This is a genomic window from Neobacillus sp. SuZ13 (assembly GCF_030123365.1).
Taxonomy (GTDB): domain Bacteria; phylum Bacillota; class Bacilli; order Bacillales; family Cytobacillaceae; genus Neobacillus.
In genome coordinates this window covers 895,484-917,461 of record NZ_CP126107.1, presented here as the reverse complement: position 1 = coordinate 917,461, position 21,978 = coordinate 895,484, and the positions used below count along the sequence as shown (strand labels likewise).

The following is a 21,978-nucleotide window of genomic DNA, read 5'->3' as shown; positions in this document are numbered from 1 at the left end:
CTTGGTATTGACATCAGCTTTCACATCTGTTGTTTCCGCATAAAGCTCGATTATAGAATCTTTGAATATGCATGGAAATATACATTAACTCTGCATCAGGATATTTTATCCGGTATTTCCCTTCCAAAAATTGGCCAACCTCTTGTGCACAGGCATATGTCACTTTAAAATTTTCCTTGATCATCGAAGCCATTTTTTCATCATAGTCATGGTTCGTCCCATTTGCTAATAGGCTTTTGAGCGAAAAGCGCAAATGAGTAATTAATCGTTCATAGGACATCGTATCTTCCACAATATTGATATTTAAACAACTTTCAATGATTCTCGTAATTTCCTGAATCGTTGTAGTAATGTCTATCGTTTCCTGCATATCTCCTCTATTCATCCTGGCCGTATGAATATGCATCGCAATATTGCCTACTTCATCTTCAGGAATTTCTACTCCGAGTTTCTCTTTTATTAACTCCTTTGCCCAAAGTCCGATTTGAAATTCCTTTACATAAAGAATTTTAATTTGCTCCAGCAGGGCATTTTTAATGGCAATGCCATTTGTTAATCGCTCAATGGCAAACGATAGGTGATCCGAAAAAGCGACATGGATATGTTCATTTACCGTAACGCCCAATTCCCTTTCCGCATAAGAGATAATCTCTTCTGCTAGTTGTATATGTTCCTCTGGCAATAATTGCAGTATTTCTTCGAATTTTTTATGCTCATTTGCATCCCTCATAACAAACACTTTATCAATTTTAGCTTGATTTACAGGATCATTCTTTCGTTTCTGGAATCCTATTCCTTCGCCCATCACGATCTTTTCTCCGTCGATGTCTTTCACTACAACCGCACTATTATTTAGGATTTTTTTAATTCTCATTTCTTTCACCTTCCCTCTTTTGCTCTTGCATTAACTGAAAAATCAAGACTACTCGGTTTCTTCCTTCACCCACAGAATGAAAGTGGCTATGAACGCGGCTACGACAGAGATTCCAAGACCAATAAGGTAATGCATTAAATTCGAAATCCCTATTGGGGCTACAATAGCGATCATGGGAATTCCTGTTAAGCCATAAGAGTTTGCTACTACATGAGTAAGAACTACATACGCCCCTCCAAAAGCACCGCCTATGGCTGCACCTATAAATGGTCGGAACAATCTGATATTCATCCCAAACATAACCGGCTCAATAATGCCTAAAAATGCTGAGAAAGCTGAAGGGATAGCAATTTTTTTCAGTCTCTCATTCTTTGTTTTAAAAAATACGGCTAACCCCGCTCCTCCTTGGGCCATGTTGGCCATGGACCAGATTGGCAACAAAAAGTTAACACCTATCTTTGGATTTGCAAGCAATTCCATTTCAACTGCATGTAAAGTATGATGCAGCCCCGTTACCACAATGAGAGAATAACAGCCGCCAAATAAAAATCCGGCTATAACTCCCCCAGATTTATAAATAAGCTCAAACGTATTGGTCATCATGTCACCGATGAATAATGAGATCGGGCCAATAATTAAAAGTGAGATAAAACCAATCGAAATAATCAATAGAAATGGGATTAAGAACAAATCCAATGAACTCGGTATTATTTTCCTCAGGCGCACTTCGAGCTTACTCATAAAAAAGACAGAAAGTAAGATTGGTATCACTGTTCCCTGATACCCTATTAAAGGAATATCAACTCCCAGGACCTCGATATATTCCGGTACTTTATATCCAAGCTCGGCAGGATTTAATAGCGAAGGGTGAGTTAATATCCCGCCTATCACTGCACCCAGGATAGGATTGCCACCAAATTCCTTGGCAGCACTAAAACCAATCAATATCGGCAAAATAATAAAGGCGGCACTTGAAAAGATATCAAGCATTCGCATTAATGAGCTTTCAGGCGGTGCCCACTGAAACACCTTGATCATTCCGATCAGTCCCATTAGTAAACCACTGGCAACAATAGCTGGAATAATCGGAACAAAAATATTGGATAAGGTCCTCGCAAATCCAATAAAAGGATTCATTCTCACCTTTGGCGGTTCTGCAGGAGAGATTCCGCTAACAGGAGTCAGTTTTGTTTCAATTAAGGCCCTGTAAACTTTATTGACAAGCCCGGGACCTAAAATAATTTGGAAAAGTCCCATTCGGGAAAAGGTTCCATATACACCGTTCAGTTTATCGATTCCAACTTTATTAACCTTGCTTTCATCTAAAAGTTCAAAACGCAAACGAGTCGTGCAATGGGTCATATTCATAATATTTTCTTTCCCGCCTAATAGCGGTATTAATTCTTGCACAAAATCATTTGCTTCTTTCCGCTCGTCTTGAATGTTCATCTTCCACCTTGAATTTATGAATTGAATTGTATGTTTCACATCATGAAGTAGATTGCCTTTCAGGTAAATAATGACAAATGTTTTCATAATGCACAGTGGCGTTCAGCAGAAAACTGAACGCCACAACTGTATCTTATTTAAAAACCCCTTGCTGCTTTTCATGAAGAACCTTGGTTTCATCACGTGTGATCGATATTTTTAAAGACGGTGCCAGCATTCCACCGAAATGCTCCATTTGATACTCCGATGATTGCTCGCCAACCTCATCCATATCTTTACCGTCCACATTAACATAATTCACAAAACTTGTGACAGTGCCATTTGGCATTACCATCCAAGAATACGCTTGATACGGATTATCCGTAGGATTTGCAATGACAAGCCCACTATCATTTAACGGTTGATAGCCTCCAAGAAGAGAGTCTGAAGTAAATCCATATAATCCTTCCGGTGCGTCAAGACCGGATGCAAATTTCTCCGTGTGTGTTTTTGCAAAAAGATAGTAGCTGTTTCCTTTTACTATTACACTTGGCCGCTCCAGTTCGTCATTCACATAATTTGCTTCTAATAAAGGCGGCAGCAATTCAAATTTGGATAAATCCTTATTGGTTGCTTTGGCAATACCAATACTTCCATTAAAAGCTTTTGAACTTTCAGGGGTTACATGGTTCTGACGGAATTCCTCCGAACCAATAAATTCATTATTATATGGACGGTCTGCAAGCTTTCCTGCAGTGTTTGCTTCAAATAACAGATATTGCTCCCCAGTTTTTGGATCCTGGAAAAAATACGGATCGCGGAATGCATAGGAAGATTCTTCATTCCCTGTTTGTTCCTTTGTTTGATAGTATTTCCCATCGGCCTCAAGAATTATTTGATGTTTGGACCAATTCTTAAAGGACACACCTGTGTTCGTTGTACGAACATCAGCCGTTGCAGTTGCCAGCCGCTGATCATAGCTTAGCCCGGCTTCATTTTTTTGCCCCGTTGCTGTGTAAAAGATTTGCAATTTCCCATCTTTATTAACGATGGAACTGCCAGCCCATTGCCTGGACCCCAATGCTTCTCCTGCTTTAAAAACGGGGCCGCCAGACTCCCAGCTCTTTCCGTCATTTGAATAGAAATAGTGAATTTGAGCTAGATCATGGCGTTCTCCAGGAAGGACATCCTTCTGTACCGATAGGGCGAAAATAATTTTAAAACCATTTACTACAGCGGGATGACCGTTTAAATCCTGCAATGGCCATGCATCCCAAATATAATAGTCTGATGAAAGTTTAACAAGCTCATCTTTATTAAATGTCGGGGCTGTATTTTTATCATTGATTGTTAGATTGCTAACATTTTCTCTGGTCCAGTTGAATGTATCTGCATTTTCTTGGGCAGAAACGGTTGAACCAACAATGGGTATGAAGATAATAAAAAGTCCGATAATAGCTGCTATGATAGATTTGCTTTTTTTAACTTTGTTCCATTTCATGAAAAGTGTTCCCCCAAATACCTTCTTACTTTTGGCTTTGTTAAAAACTTTGTTGATTAACCATAAATTTTAAGAGACCGATAAGAGCTCAGGAACCGGTTCCACAAGCGCTTATACGGTCTCTTAGTGAGCGAGCGATTGGAGCGCGGGAACCGTTCAAATCATTTCCTTATTGTTTTATCCAGCCAGGTGATAACTCTTTTGCGATTTTTGTTGCATCACCTTTGATTGATAGCTGTATCGTAGGAGCCAACGTGCCTCCAAAATGGCTAAATTGGAATTCTGGTGATTGATTCCCAACATCACCAATTGACATGTCGCCTAAATCGCCAAAATGAGCAAAACCTACGACATTCAAATTAGGAAGGACAAGCCATGAATACGCTTGGTACGGATTTCCCGGAGGATTAGCTAAAACCAAACCACTTTCATTCAGCGGCTTATACCCGCCAATCAAGGTATCGGAAACAAACCCGTACATCCCTTCAGGTCCTTGCAGCCCCTCAGCATATTTATTGATATGGCTGTCCGTAAATAGATAATATTTTTTATCCTTTACCACAATATGCGGTCGTTCCAATTCTTCGTTTACATAATTTGCTTCCAACAGTGGCGGCAGCATTTTAAGATTGGAAGGATTACCATCAACTACCTCGGCGATACCAATGTTCCCATTTGCATGAACAGCTCCTGCTGGGACAGGGTTCTTGCTGGTATATTCGGAACTTCCGGCAAACTCTTGTTTAAATGTGCGATTTCCCACGGTGCCGCCTGAATTTCCTTCAAATAAAATATATTCTTTTCCAGTTTTCGGGTCTTTAAACCACATCGGATCACGGAAAGCGTAGCCGCCGCCTTCACCTTGCTGAGCTTGTTCCTTTGTCTGATAATATTTGCCATCCGGCTCTAAAATAATTTTGTGTTTACCCCAATTTGCAAAATGAACTCCATCGCTATCCGCAATTATATCTCCGGTTGCCTCTGCAATGCGTTGCTCAAATGTCAAGCGCTCTTCACCTCTATGCCCGGTTGCTGTATAGAACGCGTGAATTTTCCCATTATCCATCATGGCAGATCCAGCCCATTCACGAGAACCCAATGATGCTCCTTCTGGAAAAAGTGTCCCCCCAAGGGTCCAATCCTTGCCATTTTTCGAGTAAAAATAGCGGATGGTTGCAATGTCATGCACCTTTCCAGGCAGCACATTACTTGGAGCAGATAGGGCAAAAATCACTTTCCAGCCTTTTACGGAAGCGATATTTCCATCGCGGTCCAACAGAGGCCATGTGTCCCAAATGTGATAACCTGGTGCCAATTTATCCAGCTTGCTTATATCCGTATAAGGCAAGGTATTATCTTGATTCAGTTTGATTTTTGACACCTGTTCCCGTGTCCAATTTGTCGTTGGCCCCGCTTCTTCCGCTTTTACATTAAGTCCGGAAAAACTTGAGGCAACAACACTAGCTGCTAGCACGATGGCAGATACGGCTTTCTTACTTATAATGGTCATCCTGCTTTCTCCTCTTCCAGTTATTATTATCGATTTGCCCCGAATGGTTTTATTTCGCCGGCTTTACCTTCTTTTACAACTTCAGATTTATCACCATTCAGCTTCAATTTTAGAGTAGGAGCGAATGTACCGCCAAATTTCACATTTCCATTCTCATCCTTCGGCTCGTTAATGAAACTGATTACCTGTTGGTCTGGAAGGACCATCCAAGAATAAGCTTGATAAGGGTTTTCCTTCGGATTCGCAATAACAAGGCCACTTTCGTTCATTGGTTTATGGACGCCGAACAGTCCTTTGCCAACAAATCCATAGACACCATCAGGACCAGTCAAGCCAGGAGCATACGTAAATGTATGGCTGATTGTAAATAGATAATAATCGTCTCCATTTACGACAACGTGCGGACGTTCCATCTGATGATTGGTTCCAACCGACTCAAGCAAAGGAGGGAGAAGCTTCAATTTGGTTACGTCCTTATCAAGTACTTCGGCAATCCCGATATTACCGTTATACAATTCGGCACCTTGAGGAACGGAATGGGTTTTACGGTATTCTTCATCACCGATATTTTCCGGTTTGAGAAAGTCCCTATCGCTTCCAGCTTGTCCTTCAAAGATAATATATTCTTTGCCTGTATTCGGATCCTGGAAGAAGAATGGATCACGGAATGCCGTAATGATTGGACTATTTGCTTGTGCAAGAGTTTCGTAATATTTTCCATCTGCTTCTAGAATAACTTGATGTTTTCCTTCATTGGTCAGATGAACTCCGTTTTTATCGGTATGAATATCAAAGGTTGTTTTGGCAATCCGCTGTACGGCTCTTTTATCCCATCCATTATTATCCCAATTATCCTTTTCACCCGTTGCTGTATAGAATAAATGCACTTTTCCATTGTCATCAAGCATCGCTGTACCAGCCCATTGCATATGACCAAGGGCTTTATTATAGTCGTAAGGGATTCCTGCATATGTCCAATCCTTGCCGTTTTTTGAGTAGAACATGCCAATTCTTGCTTCCGTATGGCGTTCACCCCATCCTAATGAACGCGGCGCGACTAATGCAAAAGCCACTCGGTAGCCATTTACAATCGCCATTGAACCGTCTCTGTTTTGCAGCGGCCATGTATCCCATACCCATTGATCCGGTGCTACTAGATCAAAATCAAGATCAATTTTCGGCGCTGTTGTTTTATCAGTAGGACTTACTTTTTCTGCTTGCTGACGAGACCAGATCGATGTGTAGTCTGAACTTAATTCCGCTGCAAATGCAGGTGTTACCGCCAGGCAATTGGCAGCAACAACGGCTGTCAATACCAGTTTTTTTAATTTCGATTTTTTTCGATTTTTTCTTTCCATTTCCCCATATTCCTCCATTTTCCGCGGTTAACTGTGCCTTTTAAGAATTTTTCGACTTGTCAATCTAGTTAAAATCTTCTTTAAGAGAACAAAAAAAGACCTAAAATGTACAAGGAGATGTCTACCAAAAAAGGTACACTTCGCCCTTCATACACTTTAGGTCTTGCCTGCTTTACCAGTCACAATCCCGCATAATTTTGTTTACAGGGAACATTATATTCTGTTCGACAATTTCCTACAATAGGATAATTTACTCTTAATTCCATCTGGATTTACTAGTTATATTTTCATATGTGCTGATTCAAAACTCATTAGAACAAGTAATACAGCAGGGCTAATCTTTCTCTCCTTCGAGTGCCGTATTCATACTCCATGCCTTCATCGAGCGGACAAACGGCTCTCCATCCACTCCAAATACTTCAAGTCCTTTTGATTGGTCCAAGGATGGAAAAACACGGGAAGAAATGCTTTTTTCATTATTGAAGTATGCTTCCACAATCGATTTATCAACAAATAGGTGTGCCCTTAAGATATGGTCTGGAAGGTTTAGTGCCCCTCCTTGAATCCCCTTTTCAATATCAGGATTTATACTTGACCGCTGACGGTCAAGCTGAATGGTTTTCCGTTCCTTATCATAAAAAACAGTCGTTTCTTCCTGTTCATTTGGGGCTTTTAATAGTTTTAACCCGGTAGCTTTCGTATTGGAAACATCGATTTCCAACTCGATTTCAAATTGATTGCTTTGGATTTTTCGAAGCTGTTTATTGGCTTCCGCCATTGATACATTTTCAACGGATATCAGTTCTTTGCTTCGAAGTGACTGAACCTCTTCAATCGGACGGATTCCAAGATCATGCTCATCATTTAAATAGATTTCAAGAGGCAGGCCGGCCCCATGTGCCCACCCTGATTGGTATTTTTCCCTTTCCGAACGTCTGTCTTGCAAAATGCTTGTTACAATGGTGCGGCCTTGCCCATCTATAAAACCTTGTGCTCCGGTAAAATGTTCACCATAATCAAACAGTTTAGGCTCCTCGTGGTCAGGAATAAATTCCAGCCTTCCTGGGTCCCATGTCCCAATCCAATAAAACGTATTGTGGGCAGCATCAGGGCTGGGGGACATAAAATAAGGACTAATCATGAAAACATATTTTTGTTCACCCGTCTCCTTGTTTTTAATCGGTACTAAAGATGGCAATTCCCATACATCTCCCGTACGCGGGTATTTCACTTTATCCCCAATCATCAATGGTTTTTCATACTTCCAGTGTTCAAGGTCTTCTGAGGTATAGAGTAAAGCGGTCCCGCCTGCCTCGTTTATCCCCGAGCCGACAAGCTGGTACCATTTGTCTCCCTCTTTCCATACATATGGATCACGAAATTGGCCAAAGATCACCTTTCCTTTTGGTGTTTCGATATTTTCAGCTTGTACGGTTACAGGGGCTGGATTCATGTTCCAATGATTTAAGTTGACATCAGTTGCATCTTCTGGCCGTGCCATACCTGTCATTTGATTCGGATTCATTTCGTCGTTCCCCGCTGTGAAAAATAGCACTGGCACCCCATTTTTGTCATAGGTTGCACTACCGGACCACACTCCATCCCTGGCTGCCGTTCCCTCTGTTGGACTTAACGCAATGGGGCGATCTTCCCAATGAATCATGTCTGTACTTGTGGCATGTCCCCAATGAATCTGATGCCAGAAAGGACCAGCCGGATTAAACTGATAAAATAAATGATATTTCCCGTTATAATAAATTGGTGCATGCGGTTCATTCATCCAATGCTGGGGAGCAGTAAAATGATAATTCGGGCGGTAGCGGTCTCCTTTATAAACCGTCCGATCGAATGACGTATCCGGTATCGGCAGTTTATGGTTCCAGCTGTTAAGGACTTTTTCATAGTGCCGTTTAATCGATTCATGACTAAATGTTTTACTGTATAGGGAAACATTGTCCATTAATCCATTAAACATATTAGACTGGAATATATCGGACACAGCGGCTGCCTGATTATGTTTTCCAACAAGCAGCGGCAGATGAGTGGCCGGTGTAAACTCACTATTAGCAGGCACATCCTTTTCTTGAATGTGTTCACCGTTTATATAGAGTGAGATTTTATTTGTTTCTTTATCAAATTGGGCAACCACGTAAGACCACTGATCCTTCGGCAAAATTTTCCCTTCGGGTGACCAAATTTCCTGCCATTCCCCATTTAAAGCAAGCTGAAACGTGATATATCCATGCCGTCCCATTCCGAGCATAAATCCCTGTTTATTTCCTTTATCCTGTTGATTGATAATCACGGAGGGCTGTCCATTGTCGCCCCATTCATAGGCTCTCGGGGCAACCCATGCTTCAATGGAAAAAGACCCAGCTGGGTTATGAACCTTTCCCGAAGGAATTTCCAGCCAATTGGAATATCCATCAAATAATAATGCTTTACCGCTAATGCCGGTTTTCCATTCCGGATCTGTTGTTAACGCATAATGAATAACAGACGACACAGATTGAGCAAGATCACGAGTGACGTTACCATCCCCTTCATCAAATCCCCACTGATGGAGAGCACGATTACTAAGCACCAGGTCTAAAGGTTGATCCTTCTTTTGATTGATATTGGTTGTTTCTAATCTGGTGTTCACCTGTTTTTTGATTAAAGCTCCTGTAATCGTCAGGAAGCATACTGCTAAAACAAGCAGCCGCATCCATATAATCCTCTTCTTTTTCATCTTAAAAACTCCTTATCTAGGTACAGTGTATTCAACCTTAATAACAAAAAAAGACCTAAAATGGGTAAGGACATATACACAAAGGTATCTTCTGTCCTTCACTCATTTTAGGTCTTGCCTTCTAACCAGTCACAATCCTGCAATATTGAATTTCACATGATTATTCTAGGTTATTTGATTCTATCTATCAAGGTAAGATTTTACCTTTTTATGGCCACAGGTACATTTACATCATCAATATTAATATGTCCCCATCCGCCAGTTTCATAGTCTACAACTTTGATGTATAACTCTTCGCCAATATAATCCGAAGCATCCCAGTTAACTCTTCGATAGGCTTCCCAGTTACCACCTGTTTCCTTCATTAACTCTTTGCCGTCTGAAGCTCTTACCAGTGCTAGATAAAGTCTGTCGATATTAGCTCCGCCGCCAATTAGGAAATCGATTTTTCCGTTTCCACCTAACACAAAGTTCTCCGATTTTAACACTCCTGTCAATGAATCCCCGCCTTTTTCTCCATTAAAACCCCATAAATGGTGTCGTTCCGGGTCGATTCGGTCTGAGGCTTGGTTAAACGGTCCGCCCCATCCCCAATCGTTTGCCTTGGAAACGTGTTCATTGCTAAAAGCTTTCCCTTCTACAACAGTCCATCCGGTTAAATCGCCGGTTTGGAAATCATGGTTTGGCAATTCTGTACTTTCTGAAATAGGATCTCCGCCGCCATTCGATTCAGGCCAATAGGCAGGAACCGTTTCCCCGTATGCGGAACCCATTTCCCATACCTTCATCGATACCACTTTCGCCTTTCCGCCACTACTCCATAACTCAAGGCCCAGTGCATCGGAAAGGGTTGGATATACACGTGATGTGATGCTTTTTTCACCATTTGCATAAGCCTCAATCATTGACCGGTCCAGATAAATATGAAGCTTGAGATTTTCTTTCCCAATCTTAAGCTCTCCACCCTGTATTCCTTTTTGGATATCCGGATCCAGACTGGATTTGTTTCGATCAATGTTTAGTGATTGTTTTTCAACATCATAGAATAGTAATGTTTCTTCCTCGCCATTTGCTGACTTTCTAGCTTTTAGCCCCACTTGTTTTGCAGAGGCTGGATTGATTTCCAGTTGAATTTCCAACAGATCACCTTTAACATTTGTTAATAATTCATTGGCTTTATCTGTATTTTCATTCTTGATTGAAACAAGTTCCTTTTTCCTTAAGGAATCTAATTCGGAAATTGGTTTAATCCCTAATCCACCTTCTGAAGTTAATGAAAGCTCAAGCGGCAGCCCTGCATTATGAGCCCAGCCAGCATCGTAATGCTGCTGCTCCGTCCGGCGGTCCTGTGCAATACTAAAGAGAATCGAACGCCCCTTTTCGTCAACCATTCCGCTTGGTCCTGTAAAGTGTTCACCATAATCAAATTGTTTCGGTTCCTCGTGGTCAGGAACAAACTCTAATTTTTCTTTATCCCATGTTCCAATCCAATACCAAACATATTTGACATTGTGTGGACTGTACCCATCAAACCATGGGTTGAAAAAGAAGACATATTTTTCAACGCCTTTTGCATCTTTACCTAATGGCAAGAACACTGGCAACTCCCAAACCTGGCCTGTTTTCGGGTTTTGCTTATAATTGCCGACAATCAGTGGCTTTTTGTATTCCCAATCTTTCAGGTTCTTGGAGGTATAAAGAAGTGCCGTTCCCCCTGCACCTTTAATACCGGAACCAACGAGCTGGTACCATGTATCTCCATCTTTCCAAACATATGGATCACGGAATTGCCCATACCATACCTCCCCTTCTTTTGCCGGCAGGTTGGGCGCTTGAACCGTAACTGGCTTCTCATACATGGACCATTCTTTCAAATCCGGGTCCCCGGGATCTTTACTCGTTGCAAGACCGGTCATTTGATTTGGAACCTTTTTATCATCCCCGGCTGTAAAAAATAACACCGGATTCCCATTAGCATCAACAGTTGATCCGCCTGACCAAACACCATCAGGCGCAACGGAGTTCCTATCAGGTGCAAGAGCTATCGGTTCATCCTTCCAATGAACCATATCCTCACTTACAGAATGCCCCCAATGAATTTGATGCCAATATGGGCCTTGGGGATTATTTTGATAGAATAGATGATATTTCCCATTATAGTAGATCGGTGCATGAGGCTCGTTCATCCAATGCTCTGGTGCAATAAAATGATATTGCGGCCGGTACCGGTCGCCATCATATCTGCTCCGATCTGGTGCCAAATCAGGTATTGGAAGTTTATGATTCTCAAAACTACTTAAATACGAATCATAATTTTCTTTAATTTTTTCCCCTGATAGCGAAAGGTTATGCATTTTTAATTCGTCCATCATTCCATTAAACATATTGGCAGTGAAAGCTCCATTAACCAAAGCAGCACTGTTATGTTTTCCGATTAATAAATCATTTGAAGATGGTGTGATAGTCCCTTTTGGTGTGACCGTCTCCCCGACCAATTCACCATTTAAATAAAGCTTCATTTTTTGTTCAGCCTTATCAAAGGTGGCAACAATATACGACCATTTATTTTTTTCAAGAGGTTTGTTTTCGGCAGCCCAAACTTCCTTCCACTCACCGTTAATACTTGCCTGAAACGACCATTTCCCGTGCCGTCCCAAGCCAAGGATATAACCTTCACTTGCCGTTTTATTGTGTTGATTGACGATCGCTGATAATTGGCCGAGATCGCCCCATTCGTAAGATCTTGGTGCAACCCATGCTTCAATTGTGAGAGCATCTGTTGGCTTTATAACCTGATCAGAAGACCTCGTAATCCATGTAGAATATCCGTCGAACAGTAAAGCTTTGTTACGAATCCCATCTCTCCATAAAGGATCGGTCGATGGCTTGTATAAAGCTTTCGTAAACACATAGGAAATAGGGTCTGCCATTCCTCTAACAATGTCTTTTGTTTTGGTTCCACTGCCTTCATCCAATGGCCAGTTTGCTATGATGCCGGTATTTTTCACATGAAAGTCATCTACGTTAATATGGCCCCATCCACCTGTCGCATGGTCCACCACTTTGATGTAGACTTTTTCCCCCAAGTTATTGGCTGCATCCCACTTTACCCGAGTATAAGCTTCGCTTTCTTTCCAATTGGTATTAGTTGCTTTGATTAATTCTTTATCATCTGAGGCCCTGACTAAGGCCACATATAATTTGTCTATGTCATTACCACCGCCGATAAGGAAATTAATTTCTCCATTACCTGCCAGGGTAAAGTTTGCTGATTTTAAAATTCCCGTTTGTCCGTCTCCGCCATCTTTAGCACCCCATAGATGGTATTGGTTATGGTGATTAAACGGACCACCCCAACCCCAATCTTTATCGTCTGTAACATCCCGATTACTGAAGGCATCACCTTCAACGACTGTCCATCCTGTTAAATCACCTGTCTCAAAATCCGGATTTTGAATATCGTCTGTCATCACTGGGTCATTATTAAAAACATGAAAATCATCGACATTGATGTGCCCAAATCCGCCAGAATGATAGTCAACAACTTTCATATACAATGCCTCTCCGATATATTCTGATGCATCCCAACTGACTCTTCGATAGGCTTCTGTATTGGATCCAGTTGCTTTAAAAAGCTCTTTTCCATCTGAAGCCCGAACTAAGGCAACATATAGCTTATTTATATCCTGACCCCCGCCAACAAGGAAATCAATCATTCCATTCCCGCCAAGTTTGAATACAGTAGATTTCATTACACCCGTGCGAAAATCAGCATTTGCATCATTGGCTGCCCCGGCAAATCCCCAAACATGGTAGGTTCCTTGTTGCTGAAAAGGACCACCCCAGAAGTTTGTAACATTGGATACTGGATGATCAAATGCGGATCCTGTTTCTGTCCATCCTGATAGATTGCCAGTCTCAAAATCTGGATTTTCAATCTCATTTTGCAGACTGCCTCCATCAACGGCGATTTTGTCTATGTTTGAAACAAAAGAAGCCTGGTTCAAATCATATACCATTAATGATTTAAGTTGTACTTCCCCGCCGGTTGTGTAAAGTTCTAGAGATTGATTTTTAGGATCGGGGAAGATTTGATCAGTTATTACTGCCTGACCATCATTGCCAAATACTTCAACAGATGCCCGGTCAACAATCAGATGGAGTTTAACAGTTTGATTAATGGCTGCTAACGGAGCCTCATGTTTTGCGGCAAATTGACTGCTGAAACCCGATTCACCAGCATTGGAACGGTCAACAAATATTTTTTTACTGCCAATATCATAACCAATCTTCGTCTCCCCGCTTTCCCCTTTTCGAACTTTCAAACCAAACTCAGTGGCCGTTGTCGAATTTAATTCAAATTCAGCCGTAATCTCAAAGGCATCTCCTGTTAACTTCGAAAGCAGATTTTCTCCCGGAGTTATCACTTTATTCTCGATATCTTGTGGATTCCCCCTAAGGCTTTCGAACTCACCTGCAGGTTTTTGGATAAGCCGAATCCCTTCACCTTCAACAGTTGATAAGGCAAGTTCACGCGGAATAGACATTGTTCCTCTGAATGAGGATGTTGGAATGTCCTGCCCATATTTCCAATTATTCATCCACCCGAGCCATAAACGGCGTCCATCAGGGACATCACTCCATGAAACAGCTGCATAAAAATCAGCCCCATAATCGGCCCAGAGGACTTTACTCGGTTCATTGGCATTGGTGAACGTTTTCCCATCAAAATCACCGATAAAATACTGCATCCCCGAACCGCCGGCAGGTGCCCCTTCACTGATGCTGACAGCCAATACCCACTTCTTCTTAGTTGGATCTCCATTAACGGGAAGGGCAAATAAATCCGGGCATTCCCATGTTCCCTTATGTGAGCCGTCATTGTTGCCAAATTCACTTACTTTCGTCCAACTTTTCAGATCCGGTGAGTTATAAAAATAAACACGATCACCAGCTGAAATTACCATAATCCACTTTTTTGTTTCATCATGCCAAAATACCTTTGGGTCCCGGAAAACATCAATCCCCTCTGGCATAGGGATAATTGGATTGCCATCATACTTCGTCCAAGTACGGCCCTTATCGTTGCTGTAAGCTAAACTTTGAACTTGATGACCACCTTTTTCCTGAGTAAATACAGCAACCATCGGCGGTATAGAGTCTTTTCCGAATCCAGTCGTATTGTTCCAATCCACAACTGCACTCCCTGACCAAATAAAACCTTTTTCATCTGGATAAAGACCGATCGGCAGGTATTCCCAATTGACCAAGTCTTTACTTACCGCATGTCCCCAATACATCGGTCCCCACTTTGATTCAGTAGGATTATGCTGATAAAACACATGATACTCCCCATCGTAATACACCATGCCGTTGGGATCATTCATCCAGTTTTTTTCCGGAGAAAAATGAAATTTGGACCGATATGGTTCATTTTCGCCATCAACAGACGAGATCGATGTTTCACCTGTTTCGGCTTTACTAGAAACAGAGGGCATAAACATTGAAATGATTAGAGAAAAAATGACCACTACCAATATTCCTTGATTTTTTAATCTTTGCTTCAACCCTGTTCCCCTCCAACATTTATTTATCACTACTATCCAAGCAATTAGAAGGCGCTTACAAATCAACTTATAAGAATGGGTGCTAATATGTATTGTTTAAGTGCACCCTAGAATAATTTTTAATCTTCAGTTTGTTCCCTTCATGTTTAGCAACTGGTTAAACCATAATTGACATAAGTAATAAACTGCATATGCTGCGAAACTGCCTATGATGAAAATCGTAGCTGGATAAAAGTAGAAAAGAGCAGTACCCGCCCCAACAATTATCAATAAAAGAATCGTTAAGACCGGGTTCATAAGGGAAAAGAGAAAGGCATTTCGAATAACGTGCTTAAAGCTTAGTTCAAAATGGACCATAATCGGAAATAGATAAATGGAGATCGAACTAAACAACAAAATGCCAATGACTAAGATGATATACAGAACGAGGTGACCAACAGAACTGCTTGGATCTATAAGCATATAATCAAAATATAAGAAACAGGCAAGTACCGACCAAATAATCGAGATAATAAAGCTTTGTTTGAAATTTCCTTTAAAAATTTTTACAAAGCTTTTTAAAATACTTTCTGTTTCCTGTTGTAAAATGCGTTTGCGGACAACGCCAAACATGGCTGCTGTTGCAGGAAAAAAGGTTATTAAGGGGAGCGAAGTAATGACCCATAGTAAATTTAAAAGAAATAAATCTACCATTGTATCCAAGGTATTAAATAATCTGTTGTTTAAACCATTCATTAAATTCATTCCCCCTATTACCTTTTCACTACATTATCGCCAAGTAGATTTTAACGAATAAAGCTCTAACGAGTGTAACTTAATTTCTTCATGTTTTACATAAAGCTCCAAATGCTTATTTTCTTGATTTGGGAAGATTAAGTCCGTTATGACGGCCTTTCCATTATTTCCAAATAATTCTACAGACGACTGGTCAACAAAAACATGTAGAGTGATCTTATTATTTTCTGGCAGTAAATAGCACTCATGTTTTCCTGCGAAGGCCTCATGGAAAGCAGCCTCTCCTGAATTAGTTCGATCTATAAATAATGTTTGGTTTTCTGCATCAAATCCAATAATTGTTTCTTCATTGGCTCCCTTACAAACTTTGAACCCAAATTCCTTTGCGGTTCCAATTTCAAACTCGGCAATGATTTCGAATGTGTTACTATTAACATTTTCTAAAATATTTTTACCGGGTACAACCACTTCGTTTTGAATTAATATTTTTTTATCACGAATACCTTGTAACTCTCGAACTGGTTTTTGTACAAGCCGAATCCCTTCTTCGGTTTTCTTTAGCTCAAGTACTCTAGGAATCGTCATCGCACTTCGCCATTCTTTTGTAGGAGTAACATTTGCATATTGCCAGTTGCTCATCCAGCCAATATAAATTCTTCTTCCGTCTTCAGCTGGAACATCGGACCAGCTAACGCCCGCATAATTATCACGTCCGTGATCAATCCAAAGGGTCGTTTCTGGTTTGTAATCATTGAAAAATGTTTTACCATCAAATTCGCCAATAAAATATTGCGTTCTGGACCCTTCTTCATATTTTGGATCATTGCCAATGCTGACAAATAGCACCCATTTTTTCTGATTGGAATCCCCATCAACAGTTAATTCAAAAAGGTCGGGACACTCCCAGACACCCTGATGTGAGCCATGTCCTTCTCCAAATTCACTGGCAAACTCCCATGAAGTTAAATTTTGGGAAGTATAAATTCTAACCGTTTGACCTGCGGCTATTACCATGACCCATTGATTAGTTTCACGATGCCAGAACACTTTTGGATCACGAAAATCAATGATATTTTCTTCTTGCAGAACAGGGTTCCCCTCATATTTTATCCATGTGCGTCCATTGTCTTTGCTAAAGGCAAGACTCTGCCTTTGTCGTGGACGGTCCGAATCAGGGTATGTATCCGCATGAGTGAAAATCGCCACTAACCCTGATTGCCCATCAAAGAAACCGCTTGTGTCGTTCCAATCTACGACTGCACTACCTGAGAAAATCGTTCCATGCTCATCTGGTGCCAAACCAATCGGGAGGTGTTCCCAGTGAACAAGATCTTTACTTACCGCATGTCCCCAATGCATGGGACCCCATGTTGTTCCATTGGGATGATATTGATAGAATAAGTGATATTCCCCGTTATAAAACACCATCCCATTTGGGTCATTCATCCATTGTCGCTCTGGAGTGAAGTGATACTGTGGACGGTATTTTTCGGTATAATATGGTTGTTTTTCTAAGACGTTGTTGGTCATTTCTTATACTCTTCCTTTCTCAAGAATTCTTTTATTTAAAAACCGTTCAACCTGAGCAGCAGTTGGAATACTAGGAATTCCACCTTTTCCTTCTGTCGTTAGGGCACCGACTGCATTAGCAAAAGTGACGATTTCTTCAGTGTCTACTTCAGTTAAGTGATCTAGAGGTTTATTCATTTTAAGGATTTGAGATAGTGCACCACCCAAGAAGGCATCTCCTGCTCCCGTCGTATCGACAACGTTTACTTGATATCCTTCTTTACTGCCATAGAAGGTTTTGCTTCGGTAAAAACAGCCTTCGGATCCTAGTGTTACAAAAATAACTGCTGTATCAAACTGTTCCTGTAAAACTTCCGTCCCTTTTACTACATCACAGTATCCCGTTAAAAATTCCAATTCTTCCTCAGAAATTTTCACAATATCTGCATATTCAAATCCCTTTAAAATCTGCCGCTTGGCTTCATTAAGTGACCGCCATAAAGGAATTCGCAAGTTGGGATCATAGGAAACCGTTACCTTATGCTTTTTGGCATATTCCAATGCGGTTATAGTCGCTGAAGCTGCCGGTTCATTTGTTAAAGATAAAGAACCGAAATGAAAGATACGGGACTGTTTGATTGTATCTTCATTGATTTCAGCATTCTCCAGCATGATATCAGCACCCGGATTCCGATAAAAACTAAAGGAACGATCCCCTTTTTCATCTAAATGGACAAAGGCTAGTGTTGTATTGACAGTTTCCGAGAATACAAGATTGCTTGTATCAATGTTGTGAGTTTGTAAAACCCCCTTTAGCAGATGGCCAAATTGATCATGGCCCACTTTTCCGATAAACGCGGTTTCCATATTTAATCTAGAAAGTGCCACAAGCACATTGGCCGGCGCTCCGCCAGGGTTTGTTTCAAATAATACATGGCCCTTTTCCGAATGGCCAGAGGGTGTAAAATCAATTAATACTTCGCCTAAAGCAGTGACATCAAACATTTCTATCATCCTATTCTTATTTTTGAAAAAGCCAGACGGGAGATGATGTCTGGCCACATATAGGGATTATTGTTTGTTATAGCGGTCTAATCCTTTTTGGTACACTTTCATTAATTTATCAAGACCCATATCATTTAATTGTTTCACATAGGCATCCCATTCTTTCTCAATCCCGCCCTCAATCAACCATTGGGCTTCTTTTTGCTTAACAAATGCTTTAATTTCCGGCTCAATCGTGTTTATCACTTCAAGCTCTTCAGGGCTAAAGAAGATAGATGGATAGCTTTCTTTCACCATATGTGGTCTATAATATTGATCAAGAATCTGTAATCTTTCCTTTGCTCTTGGCTCCATGTCTACCACTTTACCGAAGTGATCCTTTAAGACGACAAACGGACCGCCCGGAGCAACCTTTTGACGCAATTCACCCATTGCTACGCCAGCAGGGAGCTGTTTATTGACTAACATGCCATTGGCATCTTCCTCGTAAATTTCACCAATTGGCCCCCAGTTAATTTGTGCCGACATTTTTGGCTCATACAATTGGTCAACCCAGCGCATCGTTATCTCAGGGTTTTTGTTCGCGGAGGTAATCACAAAGGCATCTCTACCGTACTCGGAATAGTTGGAACGCCCAATCACAATTTTGCCATCCTTCCCTTTTAATGGCGGCAATACCACGTAATCTTTTACTCGATCCGGTCCAACTACTTCCGTATTTTCCCACCATATAAACGATCCAAGAGTTGGATCCTGCGTTTTCCCTTTTGCAAACAGCTGCTCCGTTTTTTGCGTTACAACCTCAGGGTCAAGCAAACCTTCCTTTACCCACCCGTTGTAATAATTTATTGCTTCTTTAAACTCTGGTTGAACCCCGGCATAAAGTACTTTTCCATCTCTAACAATCCGGTGATCGGCTTCAAATGGCGCATCCGGCACCCCGAATAAACCAATTAAATCTCCTTCATTGCCGCACCAGCCGTTGTACCAGAAAGACAGCCCAATTTCGTCTTTCTTGCCATTCCCGTTCGCATCCTTTTCCACAAACGTTTTTAACACATCATGGTATTCTGTTAATGTAGTCGGCATTTTCAGACCAAGCTTATCTAACCAAGCTTTATTGATGAACATAATATTTGGCATGCCGATCAGATCCATTTCTTCTGCACGCGGCAAGGAATAAATATGGCCATCAGGGGCTGTTACAACCTTTTTCAACTCTGGTCTCTCTTCAAAAAGTTTCTTTAAATTAGGGGCATATTTATCGATCAAATCCTCCAACGGTATAATCGTGCCGTTCTGGCCATATTGGACAAGGTCATGATCAGAAAAGCCTGACGAGTAGAACGCATCTGGCAGATCGCCGCTTGCCAGCATTAAATTTTTCTTTTCTTGATACCCATCACCAGGAATATTGTTCCATTTGATTTTTACGTTTGTTGCTTTTTGAAGCCGGTCAAAAATCACCATTTTTGAATAGTCAGGTGCGAGAGCCGCTTTTGGCGAAACAATATTTAACGTAACTTGTTTGTCGACAATCGGTAAACCAGTCTTATGAAAGGCAGTAGTATTTGCTTTTTTCTCTGAACTGGCGGAATCGCTGTTTGAACAGCCAGTTAATGCTAATGAGGCACTTAATCCTAAAACCAATGCTATTGCCATGCTCTTTTTCTTATTTTTCCGAACATTCTTCTTAATTGATTTCAACATTTCTTATTCCCCCTATTAGATTAATTAAATGGATGGCAAACTCTATCAGTGACGCCTGCCATCACCTCCCTTATGGCAGTTTATTTCTATTAACCTTTAATTCCGCCAATCATAACCCCTTTAACAAAGTACTTCTGAACAAATGGGTAGACGATTAAAAGCGGGATGGAAGCAACGATAATTACACCGTATTTGATTAGCTCGGACACTCTTTGTTTTGCGGCCAAGGAGTCCAGGTCACTGATCATCATCGTGGATGCCTGATTTTGGATTAAAATGTTTCGTAAAATTAATTGCAGCGGATATAAGTTTTCATTATTTAAATAGATCAAAGCATCAAAATAGGAGTTCCAGTGTCCAACGGCATAGAATAACACCATGACAGCGACAATTGGTTTTGAAAGCGGCAGGACAATTTTCCAGAAAAATTTTGCATCGGAACATCCATCTATTCTGGCAGCTTCTAATAACTCACCCGGAATAGAGGATTCAAAAAATGTTTTTGCGACAATGACGTTCCAGACAGCCACTGCTTTCGGCAGAATAAGCGCCCACATCGTGTTAAGCAAACCCAGATTCTTAACAACCAGGTATGTAGGGATTAAACCGCCTGAGAAAAACATCGTCATGAGGAATAAAAACATGATGACATTTCTTCCATACAAATCTTTTCGAGACAAGGCATAGGCAGCCATTAAGGTAAAAGATACATTGACAATCGTTCCAACTACCGTATAGATGATGGAGTTCTTATAGCCCAGCCAAATCTTGCTGTCTCCAAAGATTCTCTGATACCCTTCAAGAGTCAGCTCTTTCGGCAATAGCCATACCTTTCCTTCGTAAATCATGTTTGGGTCACTGATAGAGGCAATTATAATAAAGTACAATGGATAGACTACCAATAGTAAGATGATCGCGACCAGAAAAAAGTTAATAATATCAAAGACCTTATCTTCCTTCGATTTTCTTGTCATTCTCTTATTCTTTAAAGCTAATATACTCATTTATGCTGCACCTCCCGTTACCATAATCCTGTTCCGGATAATTTTTTTGCAAACTTATTTACTAAGACTAATAAAACTAAGTTAATCACTGAATTAAACAATCCTACTGCGGAAGCAAAACTATATTGCGCCTGCTGTAACCCCATCTTATAAACATAGGTTGGGATAATCTCTGCTGCAGGCTGGTTCATTGGTGTTTGTAACAGGTAAGCCTTTTCAAAACCAATATTCATAATGTTACCAACGTTTAGAATTAATAGAATAACAGCCGTTGGCATAATCGCCGGAATGTCTACATGAAAAATACGCTGCCACTTATTTGCTCCATCCATTACCGCAGCCTCATGCAGTTCAGGGCTGACTCCTGCAAGCGCAGCTAGATATATAATCGCAGCCCATCCGGTTTCTTGCCAAACGCCTGAGGCAATATATAATGGTTTAAACCAATCAGGTTTTGCCATAAACGAAATCGGATCACCGCCAAAGATCAGGATTAAGTTATTAATTAGACCATTGTTTGAAAAGAAGACATAAATCATACCCGCTAAAACAACTACTGATATAAAATGCGGCGCATAAACAACTGTTTGAACAAAACGTTTGTACTTATCACTTCTAATTTGGTTCATCATGAGAGCTAGAAAAATTGGAAGCGGAAAACCAACGATTAGTTGTATAACGCTAAGACCAAGAGTATTTTTAATCAAGATCCAAAATTGATAGGAGTCGAAAAATCGCTCAAAATGTTTAAATCCAACCCACGGACTTCCCATAATTCCTTTTGTTGCAACAAAATCTTTAAAAGCAATTAATATTCCATACATCGGGACATAATGGAAAACAATAAAATAAACTAAAGCGGGTAAAAGAAATAAATAGAGCTGATAATTACTCAAGATTTTTTTTAGTTTTGATGCTTTTCTTACTTGGATGGGTGAATCGATAATCGGATTTGCCTTCCTTGCCACTTCCATATTCTTGCCTCACTTTCAACAATGTTTTTTTTTTGTCTAACTTTTCAATTGAAACGTTTCCAACGATAGCTA

The 21,978-nt window shown here is 40.8% G+C and carries 13 protein-coding genes; all 13 read right to left on the bottom strand.

The window, feature by feature from the left end; all coding sequences use genetic code 11:
• Positions 1 to 13 precede the first annotated feature (13 nt).
• On the bottom strand, positions 14 to 874 hold the full coding sequence (locus QNH17_RS04375; protein WP_283877580.1) for a PRD domain-containing protein: 861 nt from the start codon (positions 872 to 874) through the stop codon (positions 14 to 16).
• Between the two features lie 48 nt (positions 875 to 922).
• Positions 923 to 2,323: a sucrose-specific PTS transporter subunit IIBC gene (locus QNH17_RS04370; RefSeq protein ID WP_283877579.1), complete on the bottom strand. Its 1,401-nt coding sequence runs from the start codon at positions 2,321 to 2,323 to the stop codon at positions 923 to 925.
• Positions 2,324 to 2,456: 133 nt separating this feature from the next.
• Entirely contained in the window at positions 2,457 to 3,803 is a 1,347-nt protein-coding gene (locus QNH17_RS04365; protein WP_283877578.1) for a glycoside hydrolase family 68 protein, read from the bottom strand.
• Positions 3,804 to 3,972: 169 nt separating this feature from the next.
• Positions 3,973 to 5,313 (bottom strand): glycoside hydrolase family 68 protein, encoded by a 1,341-nt coding sequence (locus QNH17_RS04360; protein WP_283877577.1) that lies wholly within the window; start codon positions 5,311 to 5,313, stop codon positions 3,973 to 3,975.
• Between the two features lie 26 nt (positions 5,314 to 5,339).
• Positions 5,340 to 6,671, bottom strand: coding sequence for a glycoside hydrolase family 68 protein (locus QNH17_RS04355; RefSeq protein ID WP_283877576.1), 1,332 nt, complete (start codon positions 6,669 to 6,671; stop codon positions 5,340 to 5,342).
• Positions 6,672 to 7,005: 334 nt separating this feature from the next.
• A complete protein-coding gene (locus QNH17_RS04350; protein WP_283877575.1) occupies positions 7,006 to 9,402 on the bottom strand; it encodes a GH32 C-terminal domain-containing protein in 2,397 nt (798 codons plus the stop codon).
• A gap of 200 nt (positions 9,403 to 9,602) precedes the next feature.
• Positions 9,603 to 14,969 carry a GH32 C-terminal domain-containing protein gene (locus QNH17_RS04345; protein WP_283877574.1) on the bottom strand — a complete coding sequence of 1,789 codons (5,367 nt, stop codon included), beginning with the start codon at positions 14,967 to 14,969 and terminating at the stop codon, positions 9,603 to 9,605.
• 126 nt (positions 14,970 to 15,095) lie between these two features.
• Entirely contained in the window at positions 15,096 to 15,704 is a 609-nt protein-coding gene (locus tag QNH17_RS04340; RefSeq protein WP_283877573.1) for a YesL family protein, read from the bottom strand.
• Positions 15,705 to 15,737: 33 nt separating this feature from the next.
• Complete coding sequence (locus tag QNH17_RS04335; protein ID WP_283877572.1) at positions 15,738 to 17,234, bottom strand: glycoside hydrolase family 32 protein; 1,497 nt, start codon at positions 17,232 to 17,234, stop codon at positions 15,738 to 15,740.
• Between the two features lie 3 nt (positions 17,235 to 17,237).
• On the bottom strand, positions 17,238 to 18,218 hold the full coding sequence (locus QNH17_RS04330) for a PfkB family carbohydrate kinase (protein WP_283877571.1): 981 nt from the start codon (positions 18,216 to 18,218) through the stop codon (positions 17,238 to 17,240).
• Between the two features lie 66 nt (positions 18,219 to 18,284).
• Positions 18,285 to 19,880: an ABC transporter substrate-binding protein gene (locus tag QNH17_RS04325; protein ID WP_481858613.1), complete on the bottom strand. Its 1,596-nt coding sequence runs from the start codon at positions 19,878 to 19,880 to the stop codon at positions 18,285 to 18,287.
• 137 nt (positions 19,881 to 20,017) lie between these two features.
• The gene (locus tag QNH17_RS04320; RefSeq protein WP_283877569.1) at positions 20,018 to 20,932 is read right to left on the bottom strand and encodes a carbohydrate ABC transporter permease; all 915 of its coding nucleotides are present in this window, start codon (positions 20,930 to 20,932) and stop codon (positions 20,018 to 20,020) included.
• A gap of 17 nt (positions 20,933 to 20,949) precedes the next feature.
• On the bottom strand, positions 20,950 to 21,906 hold the full coding sequence (locus QNH17_RS04315) for an ABC transporter permease (protein ID WP_283877568.1): 957 nt from the start codon (positions 21,904 to 21,906) through the stop codon (positions 20,950 to 20,952).
• Positions 21,907 to 21,978: the final 72 nt, after the last annotated feature.